Source organism: Cyclobacteriaceae bacterium (assembly GCA_030584025.1).
In the GTDB taxonomy this organism is placed as follows: domain Bacteria; phylum Bacteroidota; class Bacteroidia; order Cytophagales; family Cyclobacteriaceae; genus UBA2336.
On record CP129487.1, the window covers coordinates 3240633 to 3259334 of the forward strand.

Below are 18702 nucleotides of genomic sequence, written 5' to 3' on the forward strand. Positions count from 1 at the left end.
ATCTATTTTTTCGTCACTTTAAACTCCACCCTCCGGTTCATCCTCCGATGTTCTTCACTATCATTTTTTACCATGGGCTTTGCTGCTCCATAGCCTTTACCGGTAATGCGCGAGGAAGCAATGCCATTCTTTACCAGATAATCTTTAACGGCTCCAACACGTGATTGAGATAGAACCACTAAGCTGTTCGGGTTACCCACATTATCGGTATGACCACTCAATTCAATTTCCATTGTTGGATTGTCTTTCAGAATCGTTACCAGCCGGTCAAGTTCAGGATAAGATTCCGATTTCAAAATCGGTCGGCCTTGTTCAAAGAATACGTTATTTAACTGTATAGCCTCACCGACTTCAATCGGAACCAGTAATAGGTTTTTATTGACCTCGGTATAGTTCTTTATATCCACCAATTCCAGATTTTCATTTACGGATAGATATCCTTTTGCCCGGGCATGCAGTCCGTAGTTTACACCATAAGGCAGAGCAATCCGGTAATCACCGGTTGCCGGATCAGAAATTGCCTCGCCTGCCTCTTTACCCGAAACGAGATTCTCAAAAATAATATCGGCCTGAACAGGTCTCCGTGTTTTTGCATTCAACACTTTACCCAACACCAACACCACAGGATCGGGCTTAACGGATTGGGGTAATTTAATTTGCACAATATCCGATTTTCCATAACCACCAGATGAGGTGCACAAATACGCTACATCACCTGAAGCAGGTACCGTGTAATACGCATCAAATCCAAACGTATTGATTTCAGGGCCGAGGTTAACGGGTTTTGTCCAACTTGTCCATGAATCGCCAATCCGCTTGCTCATAAAAATATCCAAACCGCCATAACCCGGATGTCCCTCAGATGCAAAATATAAGGTTCTTCCATCTGCAGCCAAAAAAGGCGAGGCTTCATTGCCGCTGGTGTTAATGGTTGGGCCCAGGTTTATTGGGTCACTCCATTGCCCGTTACCTTGCTTTACCGAAACAAAAAGATCTTTCTCATCCCGGCCTTCATTATAAAAAAGACTTTTTTTGTTTTTCGCTGCAAACAACATGGTCTTTCCATCGGCAGCAAGTGAGGCTTCAAAGTAGGTGTGTTCATTTTCATACCGAATACCCAACATTCCCGCACTTCGCCACCCGGCAGCGGTTCGTTCAAAAATTTCAAAATCGTTGTTGGTAGCTAACAGCATACTGTTATTGTCCTGACCAATGGACGCTATGTTGTTTACACTGGTTGTATTAACTGGCGAATTCATGTTTTTGCTTTTCGACCAGGTAATACCATCCGTAGTTGTACTATACCACACATCGGAAGCATCTTCTACACCACCCAGGTTTTCTGGTGCATGCTTGCGGGCAAAGAAAATCGATTTTCCATCCACCGAAATTTTTGGTGTTACTTCATCATAGGCAGAATTAACACCATCACCCAGGTTTATTTTTTTAATGCCTTTTGCAAAATCAGCCGGAAGATTAACATGCACATCGCTTCGCAATGAAAAATCATCGATCAATAAACGCATGTTGGTGTAGGCAACAAATCCTATTGCATGACTATACCAGGGAAGCTTTGGTATTGAAAACTCTTCTTTACCATTTACGAAAAATTTCATGATACCTTTGCGCTGCTCCACCCTAAGTTTGTTGGGCAACCCCAATGATTTTATACCATCAACTTGTTTCCACTCCTTTGCATCCTTACGACTTTCATCGGATGAATACACTTTAGCATAACCATTCGTTGATACCACAAAATTATTGATCTTCTTCGTGGTGGCGTCATAGCCCCAGATAAACCCAAAACCATTATCGGTGCTACCTTCCGTTTGTGTGAATGTGGCTTCAAATGAAAAATCTTTCGATTCATCCAGAAAAGGAAAGATGTAAGTCATCCACCCACCTTCAGGTGCCACGATTTCATAGTACCCATTCTTTACCCGAATGCTGTGTTTATCATCAGCTTCTTCGTACCAACCCAGGTGATTGTCCTTAAAATCTTCATGCACCAGCTCGGTCAATTGACCCGAAGCCCATGAAGAAGTGAACATGAATCCGATAAAAAGAAAATACTTCATAGTGTACTTTATAAAGACCCGGTGCGGCCGCCATCCACCGGAACATTGATGCCATTGATGTATGCTGCTGCGGGCGTGGCCAAGAATGCGACTGCAGCTGCCACCTCATGCGCATCGCCAACACGTCCCGCAGGGATTTCTTTCACCATTTCGTTCATTACCTCATCAAAAGATTTACCGGTTTTTTCTGCCTTAGTCTGAACAATGGCCTCAAGGCGTCCTGTTAGGGTTGCTCCTGGCAAAACATTATTTACAGTAATACCAAATGGTGCCAATTCTACCGAAAGTGTTTTTGCCCAGTTGGCTACCGCCCCGCGAATGGTATTGCTTACCCCCAATCCCTTCAAGGGAATTTTTACCGAAGTTGAAATGATGTTGATAATACGGCCGTACTTTTCTTCTTTCATGCCTGGCACCACAGCCTGCACCAGCAGCTGGTTGCAAATGAGGTGGGCGGTAAAGGCTTTGATAAATTCTTCTTCCTTCGCATCGATCGCCAAGCCACCGGGAGGCCCTCCCGTATTGTTCACCAGAATATGAACCTTATTCGACTGAACATGCCTGGTGATAACCTGCTTAACATTCTCAGCATCTGAAAAATCTGCTACCAAGTAACCGTGCTTTTGTGATCCCGAAACCGGTAACTCTGTCATGGTTTGCTTCAACTTCGCTTCATTCCTGGCCATCAGTGTAACCGAAGCGCCAAGCGCAGCCAATTCCATGGCCGAAGCCTTTCCAATACCTTGTGTACTGCCACAAACTACTGCATACTTTCCGGTTAAATCGAGATTCATACGGGCTGAGAAAAGAAGTTTAAAACTACCTTGAATTGTTCTTAAATTAGCAATTCTTGATTTGATCACCGACTAATTTTTAAAAATATGCCTATTCGCAGACCGTTTAACCTGAACCAATGGATTACCGAAAATCGTGACTTGTTAAAGCCCCCCGTAGGCAATAAAAACTTGTATGCCGATGCGGGCGACTATATCGTAATGATTGTAGGCGGGCCAAATGCCCGTAAAGACTATCACTTCAACGAAACGGAAGAACTGTTTTACCAGCTTGAGGGCGATATCAATGTGCGCATTCAGGAAGACGGTAAACCGGTGGATATTCCCATTAAACAAGGTGAAATGTTTCTACTTCCGGCACGTGTACCCCATCGCCCTGAACGACCGGCCAATTCGGTTGGACTGGTGATTGAATGTAAGCGTCCGGAAGAAAATATATTGGACGGCCTGCAGTGGTACTGCGAGAAATGTAACAACAAATTGCACGAATACCGTTTTCATCTCGACAATATTGAGAAAGATTTTCTTCCTCGCTTTCGCGAATTTTATGGATCGGAAGAATTACGGACGTGCAAAAAATGTGGCGCGGTGATGGAAGCTGATCCACGATTTGTGTGAGGGGAAATTTATTATCTTGTACTGCTAAACGTGTGAAGATTTATGGAAGCGCTGAAAGTAAGAATAAAGTCATCCAGTAAGAAAAAATACAAAATCAAAGGGAAGGAAATTGATTTCGAGTTACTGGAGGCTAAAGTAAGGACTGTTTTATTTCAAGAACAATTTGATCGCACAGCTCAGGCAGCTAAAAGCTCAGGTCTTTCCAAAATATCTAAAAAAGAAATTGATACAATCATTAATGAGGTAAGAAAGGGTGCATAGACTTGTTGTTGATACAAATGTAATTATCTCCTCATTTTTAAGTGCAGGCCATCCCCGCAATATCATCAGAGAATTAATTATTCCGACTAAGGCTATACTTCTAATTTCTATTGAAGTTAAAACCGAATACCGACAGGTAATTGGATACAAAAAATTCGAAAAGTATCCACTCTTTCAGGAGGAGTCAAAAATTACTATGGAAAACATTTTATCACTGGCAGAACAAACAGCTATCAAGCATCAATTTGACCTACTACCCGACTATGATGACAATAAATTTCTTGACCTGGCCTACGCAGGTAAAGCTGATTTTCTTATAACAGGAAACACCAGGCATTTTCCTATAAAGAAATTCTATAATACTACTATTATTTCACCTCAAAAATATTGGAATACGTATTGGTCATGAATTTTATAAACTCCCTATCCTTTGCGCGTCAGCTTGATCGTACCGATCCATTAAAAAAATACCGGTATGAGTTTCTTCTTCCAAAAGTGAATAAAAAACCAGCCATCTACTTCACCGGAAATTCATTAGGGCTTCAACCCAAGTCCACCAAAAAATTTATTAACGAAGAGCTTCTAGATTGGGCAAGACTCGGTGTTGAAGGGCATGTGCATGCTCACAGGCCCTGGTTATACTATCATAAGTTTACCAAAAAAGCATTGGCACAAGTGGTTGGGGCCAAACCACTGGAAGTAGTGGCCATGAACCAACTTACCGTCAACCTTCATTTGATGATGGTCTCGTTCTATCGACCAACAAAAGACCGCTTTAAGATTATTACAGAAGCAGGTGCGTTTTCATCCGATCAATATGCGTTTGAATCACAACTGAAATGGCACAGTCAAAATCCCGATGAGGCACTGATTGAACTGAAGCCACGCACAGGCGAACACACGTTGCGCACCGAAGATATTGTACACGCGATTGAAACACATGCCGCTCAACTGGCGCTTGTCATTTTTGGTGGTGTTCAATATTACACGGGCCAGTTTTTCAACATCAAAAAAATTACAGAAGCTGCACATAAAGCCGGTGCATATGCAGGCTTTGACCTGGCACATGCGGTAGGCAATGTACCGTTAAACCTGCATCGTGATGGAGCAGACTTTGCCGTATGGTGCAGTTACAAATATTTGAACTCAGGCCCGGGTGGTGTGGCCGGTGCTTTCGTACACGAACGCCATGCTAAAAATTTTCAACTACCTCGATTCGCTGGCTGGTGGGGCCATAATGAAGCAGAACGCTTTCAAATGAAAAAAGGATTTGTTCCCATGCCAGGCGTGGATGGCTGGCAACTCTCTAACTTTCCCATTTTGCAAGGGGCAGCACATTTGGCTTCGTTGGAAATTTTTCAACAAGCAGGTATCAAAAATCTGCGTAAGAAAAGCGTGGCCCTGACCGGTTATCTTGAGTTCTTGCTGAAAGAAATCGATCCGCGTGAAACAATGTTTACAATTTTAACCCCAAAAAATGTTGACGAGCGGGGTTGTCAGCTTTCCATCTTCATGAAAAAAAATGGAAAGAAGGTGTTCGATGTGCTGACCAAAGCTGGAGTAATTGCCGATTGGCGTGAACCCAACGTAATTCGTGTTGCACCTGTGCCGCTTTACAATACATTTGAAGAGGTTTTTCGCTTTGCTGAAATTTTTAAGAAAGCAATCCATCGTTAACCTGATAATTATCAGTCTTTTTATTGTGTTGAAAATCTATATTCCGCTGTGATTCAGTTGCCATGAAAGAAACCAAACACATCGCCATTGTAGGAGCCGGACTGGTTGGCTCCCTGCTATCCATCTATCTGGCCAAGCGCGGATATAAGGTTTCGGTTTATGAACGCAGGTTGGATATGCGTAAACACCTGATTGAAGGCGGCCGATCCATCAACCTGGCGTTGAGTAACAGGGGAATACGTGCATTGGAGCAGGTGGGTTTGGCCGAAGTGTTGAAGCAAAATGCCATACCCATGCATGGGCGAATGATTCACGATGAACAGGGTAAACTCAATTTATTGCCCTATGGTAAAGCAGGGCAGTTTATTAATTCGGTTTCGCGGGGCGGGTTGAATATGGCGCTCATGACCGAAGCTGAAAAACACGGTGTTGAATTCTTTTTCGAGCACAGATGCCTTCAGGTTGATTTCGGCAAAACAGAGCTTACCCTGCAAGAATACGAAGCTGTAAAACGCAAAACATTTGATGTGATCATCGGTTCTGATGGAGCCTTCTCTGCCGTTCGTGGGGCTATGCAAATCACCGATCGGTTTGAATATCAACAAACCTATATTGAGCACGGCTACAAAGAATTACGCATTCCCGCTGGTGATGATGGAAATTTTTTAATGGAACCGAACGCCTTGCACATCTGGCCACGCGACAGTTTCATGTTGATTGCTTTACCCAATCCAGATAAAACCTTTACATGCACGCTGTTCCTCCCTTTTGAAGGACGCAATTCTTTCGAAGCGCTTGATTCACCTGAAAACATTGAGCATTTCTTTAAAAAATATTTCTCCGATGCGCATGCGATGATGCCAACGCTTCAGGAAGATTTTCGCGATAATCCCACAGCTTCCCTGGTAACAATTCGTTGCTATCCATGGGTTCGCAACAAAACGTTATTAATCGGAGATGCCGCTCATGGCATTGTTCCGTTCTATGGACAGGGTATGAATGCTGGCTTTGAGGATTGTCGCGTGTTGAATGATTTACTGGACGAGCATGGTGATAAATGGAAAAAAGTGCTACCTGTATTTCAGGATTTGCGTAAGCCCGATGCCGATGCCATTGCGCAATTGGCACTTGACAATTTTGTAGAAATGCGCGACCTGGTCAATGATGAAGACTTCATCATCCGCAAAAAAATTGAAGCCAAACTGCACGAACGCTATCCGGATAAATGGATTCCCTTATATACAATGGTTACCTTCCGCGATGACCTGCGTTATTCCTACGCGTTGGAAACAGGAAAAAAGCAAAAAGCCATCATGGATGAGGTGATGAGGTCGCCCGGAGTTTTTGTAAACTGGGAATCGGTGAACCTGGAAGCCATTGTGAGTAAACTTTGATCTGCCATCGCTCAGGAAGAAATCATCAATTTATATTCCTCATAGCGATTCAGTATGGCTTTCACATAATTTACCGGCTCTTCGCATTTGCAATAGCCCGCCATAACCACCGGATCGCGGTAATAGGTTGGATCTGATTTTTTCAGCAGGTATGATTCTACGACAATCCACGATGTTGGATCATCACCATGTTTCTCCGCCAACTTACGTGCGTCAATGATGTGGGTTAGTCCGGCATTATACGAAGCCAACACAAACTTTAAACGCTCGTCATCATCCAAAATACTTTTCGACCAATACTTATCGAGATATTTCAAAAAACGCACACCTCCGCGCAAACTTTGTTGCGCATTATTCGGATCGGTAACCCCAAAACGTTTCGCAGTTTCTGGCATTAGTTGCATTAGTCCTTTCGCTCCAGCCCACGATTCACCTGAAGGGTTAAAGCGCGATTCCTGATACACAACAGATGCCAGCAAGCGCCAATCCCACCCCAATTCATCCGCGCCCTCCCGAATCAATTCATCGTAAACAGATATTTTATTCCCACCTAATGAAGAGTAATCACTGGTAAGCCTGATAACGGTTGTACGCGGACTGTTAAAATACCGGTTATAGATTACCATAAAAGTGGCCTGCTTTTTAATTTCGGCTAACCAGCTGTCAATTGCTGATTTCAATTCGGGTGAGCTATGCCGAACAGCCCATGCAATTTGCTGGGGCAGACTAAGAATGGTTTCCACATCCAGGTTATCATAATACGTAGCGTTTACACGGGCAATAATGTTATCGGTTACGGTATACTCAATTTCACCTGTAGCTACGGCACGAATTAAATTTTCAGTTTCAGCATCGGTGCTGTCCTCACGGATTATTATTTCTCCACCTATCTCCTCCGACAAATGCTTCAGGCGCTGTGCAAAACTGGAGTTTGCCATTACATATACTTCTTTTCCGATCAATTGAGTAGGCCGTCTTACCAACTGTTCATTCAATTTACTTCGGGAGAGTTGGCGCCAATTGTCCGGTTTACGCTGAACCAATACCTGGTACGCATCAAACTGCGGACTAGTAAACAACACTTTCTCCGTGCGTCCTTTCGTAATGGTTAGCGGAAAAGCAAGAATATCGCCTTCACCTTTGTTTAGTTGCTCCATCGCCCGCTCTACTCCAGATGTTACGCGAATGCGGAGTTCCACCTCAAGATGTTGCGCCAGTCGTTTGAGTAATTCATACTCAAACCCCATGGAGCGGCCCTTGTAAATAAAATAGCTGAACGAGTTATTGTCGATAAGGGCGGTAATATAGCCGCGCTCCTTGATTCCGTTTAAATCAAGCGAAAAAGGAGGGGATGTGGCTGTTTTATTACCGGAAAAATATTCGCAGGAAGAAGTAAAAACCAGTAAAAACAGAACCAGCGCAGTACGTTGGATCAGCTGCATAGCTGATTGAAAATAGGCATAATGCAGGTAAAAAAAAAGAGGCCCCGAAGGGAGCCTCTCTTCTATTCAAATTCTACGCTACTTCAATCAATTGAAGATATAACGTAAACCAAACTGCATATAGTAGGTTGATGTGATGGAGTTGTTATCCCTGAAGGTAGTAGACACAGGTACACTTCCGTTTGATTGTAATCTAAAGGTTGGAGTAACTGCTCCGCCTGGTGTTACTGCTCCTCCAGTAGACGTGATGTTAGTAGGAACAAGAATATTCGCTGCATTCACTTGTTTAAAAATGCCCCACTTAGGGTTCAACAAATTGCCAATGTTGAAAATATCAAGAGTAAACTGCAATGTATTCTTTCTACCTCCGATATCTGTGAACAAATCTTGTGTTAAGCGGAAATCAAATTGATTTCTCCATGGCATAGTGGCGCCATTTCGCGTTGCATATTCCCCTTTGTGCTTGCTTAAATATTTATCTTGCTCAATATACGCGAAGAAAATGTCGCTTTGCTCCTGAGCAGTTACAACATTTGGATTTCCGGCTGTTCCATAATTATGATCTGTAAACGTAATCTCTGAAGGATCATTTGGAATATAAATCAAATCATTGGTTTGACCATCGCGGTTAAAATCTGAACTGTAGGTGTAAGAGAATCTTCCAGCAACAGAACCTTCATAGAATAATGAAACTGATGTAGCGAGTTTCTTCAAATATTCTTTACGATAAGATACTGATGCGATCACGCGATCCGGTACAACATATCCAGCAGTGCTCAGATCGGGTCTGTTTGCAATACCTGTTGCAATCTGTGTATTCTGCCAAGTGTTAATTAACTGGTCGCCACCTCCATCGTAAAGTACTTTCGCTCCACTTCTTGTATAGGCAACAAAAGCAGAAAATCCTTTGTCAAATTGCTTTTCAATTTTAGCCGATATAGAATAGTAATGTCCTTGATCACCATTGCTCAGTATAATAGGGTTCCATGCACTACCTGCCACTTCACTGGCCTGCCCTCCAGACAATTTGTATTTAAACTTATCAACATTGGCTGTTGGATAAATCAAACGATTATCCGGATATCCCGCAACATTCAATGGTTGTGCATCCGCATCGTTAATGTTTGGATTTACACCAATGGCCGTGTTCAAATCTTTGGTAAAAATTGCTTCCAAGGTTGCTACAATTCCATAAGGCAATTGCTTATCAACGGCTATGCTGGTTTTCCACGCCTGTGGAAATTTAAAGTCGGGGTCTATAGCGCTAAAAGCAGAAGGAATACTTGTTCCAGCGGCTGGAGGGTTAGCGGGAAGATACGCTCGGATATCCGGTGAGAATGGCCCCGGTGTATTGGCCTGACCAGACCAGGTTTGAGTAAACTGAAGCAACCCAGCATCACCTGATTGAGCTACCAACCATACAGTAGGAACACGACCTGTGAAGATACCCGTTCCACCACGAACTTGTAATGAACGGTCTCCTTTTACATCCCAGTTAAAACCAATACGAGGCGATGCCATAACTCTTGTTTTGGGAAGTACTCCAGAATCCATCTTGCGACCACCGTTGAAGTCTAGTGGCTCCACCAATGGATGGGTTTTGATGCCATCAACTTCAGGGAAAGTAGGTAAATCAAAGCGGATACCCGCTGTAACCTTCAATTTGTCATTGATCGCCATCTCATCCTGCGCATATACGGAATACTGGTTATAACCTATGTTCGGGAAGGCCTGTACATAACCAGGAGATAAAGAGTAAGTGATTGCATAATTGATTGGATTTTCACCATTCACAAAATCATCCCATGAATTGAATACGTAATAACCAGTTCCAAAACGTTGGAATCCGTTTTTCGTTTTTTGAAAATCCGCTTGAATGCCTGCAGTTATAGTATGGATACCTGAAGTCAAGGTTGCGTAATCAACAATGGAGTAAGTCTTTACATCACGCAAATTGCCATAGGTGAATAACTCATAACCAAATGAGGTATATGTAGAAAGAGAACCAGAACCATCCAGGATATCAACGAAAGGAAAGACACCACCACCTGAACTACGTGGGTCATTTTGATGGGTATACGTTGCCCGGAATGTGTTAGCTACTTTACCAAACAATGAGTTTGCCTCCACTGCTAATGAATAAAAGTTTGCTTCCTGAAAATAGCCCGCGTTCTTAAAGAATAGGGCAAAATTGCTTTGCCTGTTATGCACAGGGTTCGGAAGGCCAGACTGAGAAACTGATGTGCTCGGGAATGAAGGCCGCTTGCTCTCTACCTGACTGTAACGCACGTTAACACGATGATTCTGGTTAATGTTCCAATCTAATCTGGCCGTAAATTTATTCGAGTTGCTTTCATTGTCATACCCTTGATAAGGGCCTGTTTCATATCCGTAGGTTTCTCTGAGGTATTGTCTAATCTCATCCAAATCACTCGCCAAAGGACGAGATACGTTTGGATTATTCGCGGGGTCAAATGTACCGGGATTGCCAGGGGTTGTGGATGTTGCGGCTACCTGCAATTGACCTGGGCGTGTTTCATTTGTTTGCTCATAATTGAAGAAGAAAAATAGCTTATTCTTAATGATCGGGCCACCGAGTCGAATACCATAAGTTTTAATGCTTAGTGGTGCCCGTGTTAATGGAGCATTGTCACCCACTTCATTCCCTTGATGATTTTGATTTCTCCAGAAGGTATAAGCTGAACCAGAAAATTCATTTGTACCAGAGCGGGTAACGGCATTAATTGAACTGCCAATGAAATTAGCTTGACGGATATCGTAGGGCGTGATGTTTACAGAAATCTCTTCTAATGCATCCAAGGATATAGGTGAACCATTTGCGGGTAGGTTTCCACCAATACCAAAAGTGTTATTAAAATCCGATCCATCAATCGTGAGGTAATTTTGCCGATAGTTACCACCACCAATCGCGCCTTCGCTGTTTGATGAGGCTTGAGGCGTAAAACGAATCATATCATTCATGCTTCGTGAAATGGTAGGCATCGTCATGATTTCACGTGTACTTACACTAGTGATTGCACCATTTCTGTCGCTGTTCATTAGTTTGTCTTGTGTTCCTGTCACAACAACCTCTTCCAGTTGAGTGCCCTCTTCACTAAGAGCTGCACTTAACACATAAGTCTCTCCAAGCTTTAGGTAAATCTGGCCATAAACTTGTTCGCCATAGCCAACAAAGCTAACGCGAACCTTGTACGGCCCACCTACACGCATGTTGGGAATATTAAATCTTCCATCTGCGAGAGACACAGATCCATAAGTTGTCCCCGAAGGTTCATGCGTGGCCACGATATTTGCACCGGGAACGGCATCACCTTTTTGGTCTTTAACCGTACCACTCATCGTTGAGGTGGTAACCCCCTGTGCCAAAGCCCCTGCAAAGGCCACCAGCAAAAGGGTAAAGAGTAGTAAAATTCTCTTCATAAATTATGGTTTTTAGTTGTTTAGTATAAGGCAACAAAAATATCCCGATTTACCGGATATGGGTTTAATTACCCTTTAATTCTTTCCACAAATTTGTTCACAATTAATTAACAACCTGACTTTCACCACTTGTCAAAATATCAGTAAAAGGTTTGCTTAAAAAGGGCTTGTTCGCTCTCTTTAAGGTCATATCCTGAACGCTAAAACACTATGAAAAATCTGCTTTTCCCGCTAACCCTCGTTATCCTTTTCGTGCAATCGGTGGCAGCCCAACCCGACCTGTCGTACTACCTGCCTGATGGCGTAACCTATAATCCGGCAATACCCACCCCAAAATCCATCATCGGGCATGAAGTAGGCGAATGGCACATCAGCCACGACCGACTGGTAAACTACATGTATGCTGTGGCCAATGCCTCCGACCGGATCACCCTTCAGGAAACCGGACGTACGTATGAAACCCGGCCACTGCTTTTGCTAACGGTTACCTCACCAAAAAACCATGCACGGATTGAGGAAATTCGTAAGCAACATGTGCAGCTAACCGACCCCTCGGCTTCGGCCAGCCTGGACACGAAAACAATGCCCAATGTGGTGTACATGGGTTTTAGCATTCACGGGAATGAGGCCAGTGGCAGCAATGCATCGCTCGCGGTAATCTACCACCTGGCTGCAGCGCAAGGGCCTGAAATTGAAAGGCTGCTGGATGAAGTGGTGATTTTGTTCGACCCCAGTTTTAACCCCGATGGCCTGCACCGCTTTTCTAGCTGGGTAAACTCCAGGCGGGGCATGCAAATCTCTGCCGACCCCCATGATCATGAACACAATGAAGCCTGGCCGGGCGGGCGATCAAACCACTACTGGTTCGACCTGAACCGCGACTGGCTGGTGGCACAGCTTCCGGAAAGCCAGGCACGGGCAAAAAGCTTTCACGCCTGGAAACCTACCATTCTCACCGATCATCACGAAATGGGAACGAACGCCACGTTCTTTTTCCAGCCGGGCGTGCCCTCAAGAAACCATCCGCTTACTCCGGAGAAAAACCTCCAGCTAACCCGAAGAATTGGTGAGTTCCATGCCAAAGCACTCGACAAAATCGGTTCCTTGTATTACACGCAGGAAGGCTTCGATGATTTTTACTATGGAAAAGGTTCAACCTTCCCGGATGTGCAGGGTGCCATCGGTATTCTGTTCGAACAAGCCAGCTCACGCGGGCATGCACAGGAAAGTGTTCACGGTGTACTTACATTTCCGTTCACTGTACGCAATCAGTTTACCACAGCCCTTTCCACATTGCAGGCTGCACAAGCCATGCGCGAAGATCTGTTGAATTATCAGCGCGAATTTTTCCGAAATAACATGGCCGAAGCCGCCAAAGATCCGGTGAAGGCATACGTGTTCGGATCAGGACAGGATAAATACAGAAGCCACCACCTGGCCGAAATTATTGCCCGCCACGACATTGATGTGTTCAAGCTAAGCAGCAGCCAAACCCTTAACGGCAAGCGTTACGAGAGCGATGGCAGTTATATTGTTCCGCTCAATCAAAAACAATATCGGCTGATCAAATCGATGTTTGAAAAGCGTACCCGCTTTCAGGATAGTTTGTTTTATGATATCTCGAGCTGGACACTTCCGCTTGCCTTTGCTTTGGATTTTGACGAAGTAAAAACATCGCCCGCTAACCTTCAGGGCGATAAGTTTGACGCCACAAAAAAACCGCTCGGTAAAATTATTGGCGGCAAGAGCGAGTATGCCTATGTGTTTGAAACCTACGGCTACTATGCACCGCGTGCCTTGTATCGTTTGTTAAGCAAAGGTATTCGTGTAAAAGTGGCCAATAATGAATTTCACCACAGCGATGGAAAGAAGTTTGCGCCCGGCTCTATTCTGATACCATTAGGCATTCAGGAAAAAAGTACGGACCTGGTGGAGTACCTCATTAAAGAAATCGCTACCGAAGATGGGATTGATGTGTATGCCTTCAACACCGGGTTAGATTATGCCGGCTCAAGTTTGGGTAGCAATAACTTCTCAACCCTTCGCGAACCGAAAATTGCATTGGTAGTTGGGGATGGAGTAAGCTCGCTTGAAGCCGGTGAAATCTGGCACGTGCTGGACACCCGCTTTCACATACCGGTAAGTCTTGTACAGATGGATAATTTTGATCGCATCAATTACGATAAGTACAACACCATCATCATGGCCAGCGGCTCGTATAATAGTTTGAGTGATGGTGCGAAAGAAAGACTTAAAGTGTGGGTACAAAAAGGTGGCGTTATCGTTGCACAAAAAACTGCACTGAACTGGTTAACCAGCGTTGCACTTGGCAAGTTTGATATGAAGAAGAGCGAATCAAAAGATGAATCGGGCAACCCGAAACCCTATTCCGACATTTCGTTTACTGCTGGGGCGCAATCCATCAGCGGAGCCATCTTTGAAATTCAAGCTGACCTGACACACCCGTTGTTTTACGGATACACGAGTTCACGCATTCCGGTTTTCAAGAGTGGCGCGTTGTTTATGGAGCGTTCAAAAAATGCCTTCGGAAATCCGGCAACCTTCACAGCAAATCCATTAATCAGCGGGTACATTACCCGCGAAAGTTTGGATAAGCTCAAAAATGCATCATTTGTTGGAAGCTCATCAATAGGACAAGGTCGCGTGATTGGCTTCACGGAGAATCTGGCTTTCCGCGCGTTCTGGTTTGGCAGCAATAAAATGCTGATGAATGCGATTTTCTTCGGACATACCATCAGTTCAGGAGCAAGCAGGTAAATTTCTATAGCGCATAACTTTCAAATTGGATCGCGGTCTTTTTAGGTCGCGATCTTTTTTATCCTAACAAGCACACTTGCAAATCGTTTCTATTCCATGCAGTTTGCAAACCATGTGGCCGCGCAGACTGATTATCGGGCTTTGTCTATCATTCATTCTCCCTACCCTCACGTATGGGCAGGAAAAGAACGGACGAAAAACAGCAAAGGAACGGCTGGAGGACATCCGGCAAAAAGCCATTAGCAGTATTACCACCTCGCAGGATACTACGCAACAAAAGAAAAGTGAGGAGCCCTTTCTGCCGTTTGAAGGAAAAATCATTCGCAACATCATTATCGATCACATAGGTTTTGAACGCAGCATTTACGACACGGCCAGTCGGAAATTCAAACACCGCATTGGAAGGTTTGCCAATAGCTTGCACCAGACCACCCGTGAAAAAACCATCCGCAATAATTTATTTGTTTATCGTAACCAACCCTTAAATCCATATAAGGTTGCTGATAATGAACGCTACCTCCGCGATCTTGATTTTATTCTTGATGCCCGTATACTGGCACAACCGGCCAATGGCAGTTCTGATTCCGTTGACTTATATATAGTTACGCGTGACGTATTCGGATTGGGCGGAAGTTTCTCACCACGTTCATTTGATTCTTATCGCTATGGAATATATGATGTAAACGTTGATGGCCGGGGACAACGCGTTCAACTCAATGGAATATTCAACGCTGAACGTTCACCTCAGTTTGGCTATCAGTTTCTCTATGCCAAGAATAGCATCCATGGAAGTTTAATTAATGCAACAGTGTCATACACCCAAATCAATAACGGCTCAAGTCTCGGTTTTGAGGATGAATATGCTTTTCTTCTCCGGCTCGACCGGCCGCTGGTTTCACCTTATACCCGTATGGCTGGTGGCATTGAACTTAGTCGTAACTGGTCGGTGAACACATTTCAAAAAGCCGACACCACATTCCGAAACTATGCCTACAACGTTCAGGATGCGTGGGTTGGCTACAACATTGGAATCAACAACCGCACCACCAACCGAAACCGACACTTCGTTGCGCTTCGTTATTCACGCCAACACTTCACCAAACAACCCACACAAACAATTGAAGAAGAGAATCCGCTTTACAACGATCGCGCGTTTGTAATGGGATCGATTACTTTCTTCAATCAGAATTTTTACAAATCGCGATATATATATGGCTTTGGCCGAACAGAAGATGTGCCGTACGGAAAATACCTGACATTAACTGGTGGTAGTGTTCGTCAATTCAAATTAATCCGCCCTTACGTAGGGGCAGAGTTTGACAAAACATTGGTTCGAAGAAACGGAGATTTTCACGAGTACAAATTGCAAGCCGAGGGCTTCTTAGGAAACGGAAACCTGGAAGATGTCACATTGCTCGCATCAGCTTCGTTGTTTAGCCGATTAATCGAATACAAGCAATTAAAAATCAGACAATATTTACGAATCAGCTATACTTCCATCTTAAACCAGCAGATCAATACACCGCTCACCATTCGTAGTGATTTTGGATTGGATGGTTTTCGAGCAGATAGTTTATTGGGCACCAATCGACTTTCGCTGTACAGTCAAACAGTTGTGTTTACACCACTTTCCATTTTAGGATTTCGATTCGCGCCTTTAACCTTTGCGGAGATGTCGATCATCGCACCTAAAGACAAGCCCCTTTTCCGACAAAAAGCATTTGGCGCTATTGGCGCAGGACTTCGCACGCGAAATGAAAACCTGGTATTCGGAACAATTGAACTTAAGCTGTTTTACTTCCCACGGGTAACGGAAGACTTATCGCATTTCCGCATTTCGCTGTCATCGAATTTGCGAATCAAATTCAGCTCTGGCTTTGCTAAGGCACCGGAGTTTATTCAGTACAACTAAGATGTCGCTCCTATGGAGCTTAGGATATACTTCCTAAATTATCATAAGATTATGCACTTAAAGAACTCAACCATTTACTGGTAGGGGCACTAAGCACGCCAAGTAATTCGCTAAGAATTTCACTCAACCGCAACACCTAACGACTTCACCCATGTTTTAATCATCTGTGTTTCCTCGGCTGTAACCTTTGCGTCACCATGCATAAGCAGATAACTTTTGAGCGGCATCTCTCCTGCTTCCAACACTTCTACCAGTTCCTCCAGTTTGTGATCGGCTTTTCGCTTTTCATATGTTTTGAATTCCGAAAAATCCAAATGCTCCTTACCTTCCTTTACATGCGATGCCAGCCACCAGCCTATCGGCTGAATATGTACGTACCACGGATAACGCGTATTGTTGCTGTGGCAATCGTAACACTTCTGCATCAACATGTCATGCAAGCCATCGGGCAAGGCGTAAACATGCGAGATGTCGTTTTCAGAAATTCCTTCCGATTTATTTTTAGTTGGCTGGAGCAACTGGATGACGATGATCAGCAGTACTACTCCGATTACAATTCGTTTCGTCATAATTACCGGCTTTACTCATTTAAAGATAGTGCGTTGCTTGCGCTTTTCCTATGTACCCGTTAACTTGTTTCTTGCTTATCCTGAAACCATAACCCTATGAGAAAGATTTTCATCCTCAGTTCCCTCGTTGTAACCGCACTTATACTGGTATGGGCATATTACTGGATTTATGCCCTGTGGGCATTTGTACTGGTTGGCCCGATTATTTTTATGGGTGTGCAAGACATTGTTCAAACCCGTCAATCCTTAAAAAGAAATTTTCCGCTAGCCGGGCGCTTGCGCTACGTCTTTGAAGACTTGCGTCCAAAAATTCAACAATACTTTGTAGAGTCTGATACAGATGGTGCACCCATCAATCGCATTGATCGCTCCGTAATTTACCAGCGTGCAAAAAAACAACTCGACACCATTCCTTTCGGGACACAACTGGATGTTTATGCTGAAGGATACGAATGGATAACGCACTCTGTTACTCCATTAGATCATCACAAACTGGATCATAGTCCAAGGGTATTGGTTGGCAACAAAGATTGCAAGCAGCCCTATTCGGCCAGCATACTCAATGTATCCGCCATGAGCTTCGGCTCTTTAAGTGGCAACGCAGTTGAAGCCTTAAATGCGGGCGCCAAGATTGGCGGCTTTGCGCACAACACAGGCGAGGGAGGCATCAGTCCGCACCACCTCAAATACGGTGGCGATCTCATCTGGCAAATTGGCACTGGTTATTTCGGTGCACGCGATGCGGAAGGGAATTTTTCTCCGGAAGCCTTTCAGAAAAACGCGACACGCCCCGAAGTAAAAATGATTGAGATAAAACTTTCGCAAGGTGCGAAACCGGGACATGGCGGAATTTTACCGGCCAAGAAAAACACTCCGGAAATAGCTGCCATTCGTGGTGTACAGCCTGGCACTACGGTTTTCTCTCCCCCGTTTCACAGTGCATTCAGCACACCCATTGGGTTGATTGAATTTGTGAAGCAACTGCGTGAACTTTCTGGTGGCAAGCCCATCGGATTTAAACTCTGCATCGGAAGGAAGAGTGAGTTTCTTGGCATCTGCAAAGCCATGGTGCAGCTAAACACCTATCCTGATTTTATTACCATTGATGGCGGTGAAGGTGGAACAGGTGCCGCACCACCGGAATTTACCAACTTTGTAGGCATGCCCTTGCTGGATGCAGTAGCTTTTGCTGATGACGCCCTGCGTGGCTTCGGCATTCGTGAACATATTAAACTGGATTGCTCTGGAAAAATTCTTTCCGGTTTTCACATCTTCCGCGCCATGGCCCTCGGTGCCGACTTCACTAACTGTGCTCGCGCCATGATGATGGCATTGGGTTGCATACAGGCATTGGAGTGCAACAAAAATACTTGCCCTGTGGGTGTGGCAACACAAGATCCCTACTTCGCGAAAGGATTGGTTGTTGAAGATAAAAAGGCGCGCGTAGCCAACTACCACAAACACACGGTAGATAGTTTAGTTGAACTGCTGTCATCCACCGGCTTAGACAGCCCCGCTAAAATTAACCGTACACACGTGTACCGCAGGGTGTTTATGAACATGGTAAAAACCTATGCGGAAATCTATCCGCCCATTCCGGAAGGCTGCTTATTAGACCAGGCTGATTCACCAATTGAGTTTGATGCGTATTTAAACCAGGCGAAAGCGGAGAGTTTTGGGACGTAGCTTTATCATAATTAACTACAGAAATAATCAATGGAATTATTGCAGGGATTGT

At 44.3% G+C, this 18702-nt stretch carries 13 protein-coding genes; 8 read left to right on the forward strand and 5 right to left on the reverse strand.

Going from position 1 to position 18702, the window contains the following annotated elements; genetic code table 11:
* Positions 1-2: 2 nt before the first annotated feature.
* A complete protein-coding gene (locus tag QY309_14600; GenBank protein WKZ59089.1) occupies positions 3-2078 on the reverse strand; it encodes an OmpA family protein in 2076 nt (691 codons plus the stop codon).
* Between the two features lie 8 nt (positions 2079-2086).
* Entirely contained in the window at positions 2087-2872 is a 786-nt protein-coding gene (locus QY309_14605) for an SDR family oxidoreductase (GenBank protein ID WKZ59090.1), read from the reverse strand.
* Positions 2873-2959: 87 nt separating this feature from the next.
* Here QY309_14605 and QY309_14610 point away from each other — a divergent pair, with 87 nt between their 5' ends.
* From QY309_14610 to QY309_14630, 5 genes are all read left to right on the forward strand, one after another.
* A complete protein-coding gene (locus QY309_14610; GenBank protein ID WKZ59091.1) occupies positions 2960-3490 on the forward strand; it encodes a 3-hydroxyanthranilate 3,4-dioxygenase in 531 nt (176 codons plus the stop codon).
* Between the two features lie 42 nt (positions 3491-3532).
* Entirely contained in the window at positions 3533-3751 is a 219-nt protein-coding gene (locus QY309_14615; GenBank protein ID WKZ59092.1) for a hypothetical protein, read from the forward strand.
* Positions 3744-4160, forward strand: a complete 417-nt coding sequence (locus QY309_14620) for a putative toxin-antitoxin system toxin component, PIN family (protein ID WKZ59093.1) — start codon at positions 3744-3746, stop codon at positions 4158-4160. The genes QY309_14615 and QY309_14620 overlap by 8 nt, the downstream gene beginning before the upstream one ends.
* Entirely contained in the window at positions 4157-5428 is a 1272-nt protein-coding gene (gene kynU, locus QY309_14625) for a kynureninase (protein ID WKZ59094.1), read from the forward strand. The genes QY309_14620 and kynU overlap by 4 nt, the downstream gene beginning before the upstream one ends.
* Before the next feature lie 62 nt (positions 5429-5490).
* The gene (locus QY309_14630; GenBank protein WKZ59095.1) at positions 5491-6822 is read left to right on the forward strand and encodes an NAD(P)/FAD-dependent oxidoreductase; all 1332 of its coding nucleotides are present in this window, start codon (positions 5491-5493) and stop codon (positions 6820-6822) included.
* An 11-nt stretch (positions 6823-6833) separates the two neighbouring features.
* Here QY309_14630 and QY309_14635 read toward each other — a convergent pair whose 3' ends face one another.
* On the reverse strand, positions 6834-8264 hold the full coding sequence (locus tag QY309_14635) for a transporter substrate-binding domain-containing protein (protein WKZ59096.1): 1431 nt from the start codon (positions 8262-8264) through the stop codon (positions 6834-6836).
* An 87-nt stretch (positions 8265-8351) separates the two neighbouring features.
* Positions 8352-11705 carry a TonB-dependent receptor gene (locus QY309_14640; protein WKZ59097.1) on the reverse strand — a complete coding sequence of 1118 codons (3354 nt, stop codon included), beginning with the start codon at positions 11703-11705 and terminating at the stop codon, positions 8352-8354.
* 210 nt (positions 11706-11915) lie between these two features.
* On the opposite strand from QY309_14640, the gene QY309_14645 reads away from it, so the two are divergent.
* A complete protein-coding gene (locus QY309_14645) occupies positions 11916-14483 on the forward strand; it encodes a M14 family metallopeptidase (GenBank protein WKZ59098.1) in 2568 nt (855 codons plus the stop codon).
* Positions 14484-14595: 112 nt separating this feature from the next.
* On the forward strand, positions 14596-16395 hold the full coding sequence (locus tag QY309_14650; GenBank protein WKZ59099.1) for a hypothetical protein: 1800 nt from the start codon (positions 14596-14598) through the stop codon (positions 16393-16395).
* Between the two features lie 119 nt (positions 16396-16514).
* Here the strand turns inward: QY309_14650 and QY309_14655 are convergent, their stop codons facing one another.
* The gene (locus QY309_14655) at positions 16515-16964 is read right to left on the reverse strand and encodes a heme-binding domain-containing protein (protein ID WKZ59100.1); all 450 of its coding nucleotides are present in this window, start codon (positions 16962-16964) and stop codon (positions 16515-16517) included.
* 96 nt (positions 16965-17060) lie between these two features.
* Between QY309_14655 and QY309_14660 the strand changes: the two genes are divergently transcribed.
* On the forward strand, positions 17061-18650 hold the full coding sequence (locus QY309_14660) for an FMN-binding glutamate synthase family protein (protein WKZ59101.1): 1590 nt from the start codon (positions 17061-17063) through the stop codon (positions 18648-18650).
* Positions 18651-18702: the final 52 nt, after the last annotated feature.

Coding starts and splice junctions, on each gene's coding strand:
- QY309_14645 (WKZ59098.1), top strand. CDS start 11,916: ATGAAAAATCTGCTTTTCCCGCTAACCCTCGTTATCCTTTTCGTGCAA.
- QY309_14635 (WKZ59096.1), bottom strand. CDS start 8,264: ATGCAGCTGATCCAACGTACTGCGCTGGTTCTGTTTTTACTGGTTTTT.
- QY309_14600 (WKZ59089.1), bottom strand. CDS start 2,078: ATGAAGTATTTTCTTTTTATCGGATTCATGTTCACTTCTTCATGGGCT.
- QY309_14650 (WKZ59099.1), top strand. CDS start 14,596: ATGTGGCCGCGCAGACTGATTATCGGGCTTTGTCTATCATTCATTCTC.
- QY309_14655 (WKZ59100.1), bottom strand. CDS start 16,964: ATGACGAAACGAATTGTAATCGGAGTAGTACTGCTGATCATCGTCATC.
- QY309_14630 (WKZ59095.1), top strand. CDS start 5,491: ATGAAAGAAACCAAACACATCGCCATTGTAGGAGCCGGACTGGTTGGC.
- QY309_14640 (WKZ59097.1), bottom strand. CDS start 11,705: ATGAAGAGAATTTTACTACTCTTTACCCTTTTGCTGGTGGCCTTTGCA.
- kynU (WKZ59094.1), top strand. CDS start 4,157: ATGAATTTTATAAACTCCCTATCCTTTGCGCGTCAGCTTGATCGTACC.
- QY309_14660 (WKZ59101.1), top strand. CDS start 17,061: ATGAGAAAGATTTTCATCCTCAGTTCCCTCGTTGTAACCGCACTTATA.
- QY309_14610 (WKZ59091.1), top strand. CDS start 2,960: ATGCCTATTCGCAGACCGTTTAACCTGAACCAATGGATTACCGAAAAT.
- QY309_14615 (WKZ59092.1), top strand. CDS start 3,533: ATGGAAGCGCTGAAAGTAAGAATAAAGTCATCCAGTAAGAAAAAATAC.
- QY309_14605 (WKZ59090.1), bottom strand. CDS start 2,872: ATGAATCTCGATTTAACCGGAAAGTATGCAGTAGTTTGTGGCAGTACA.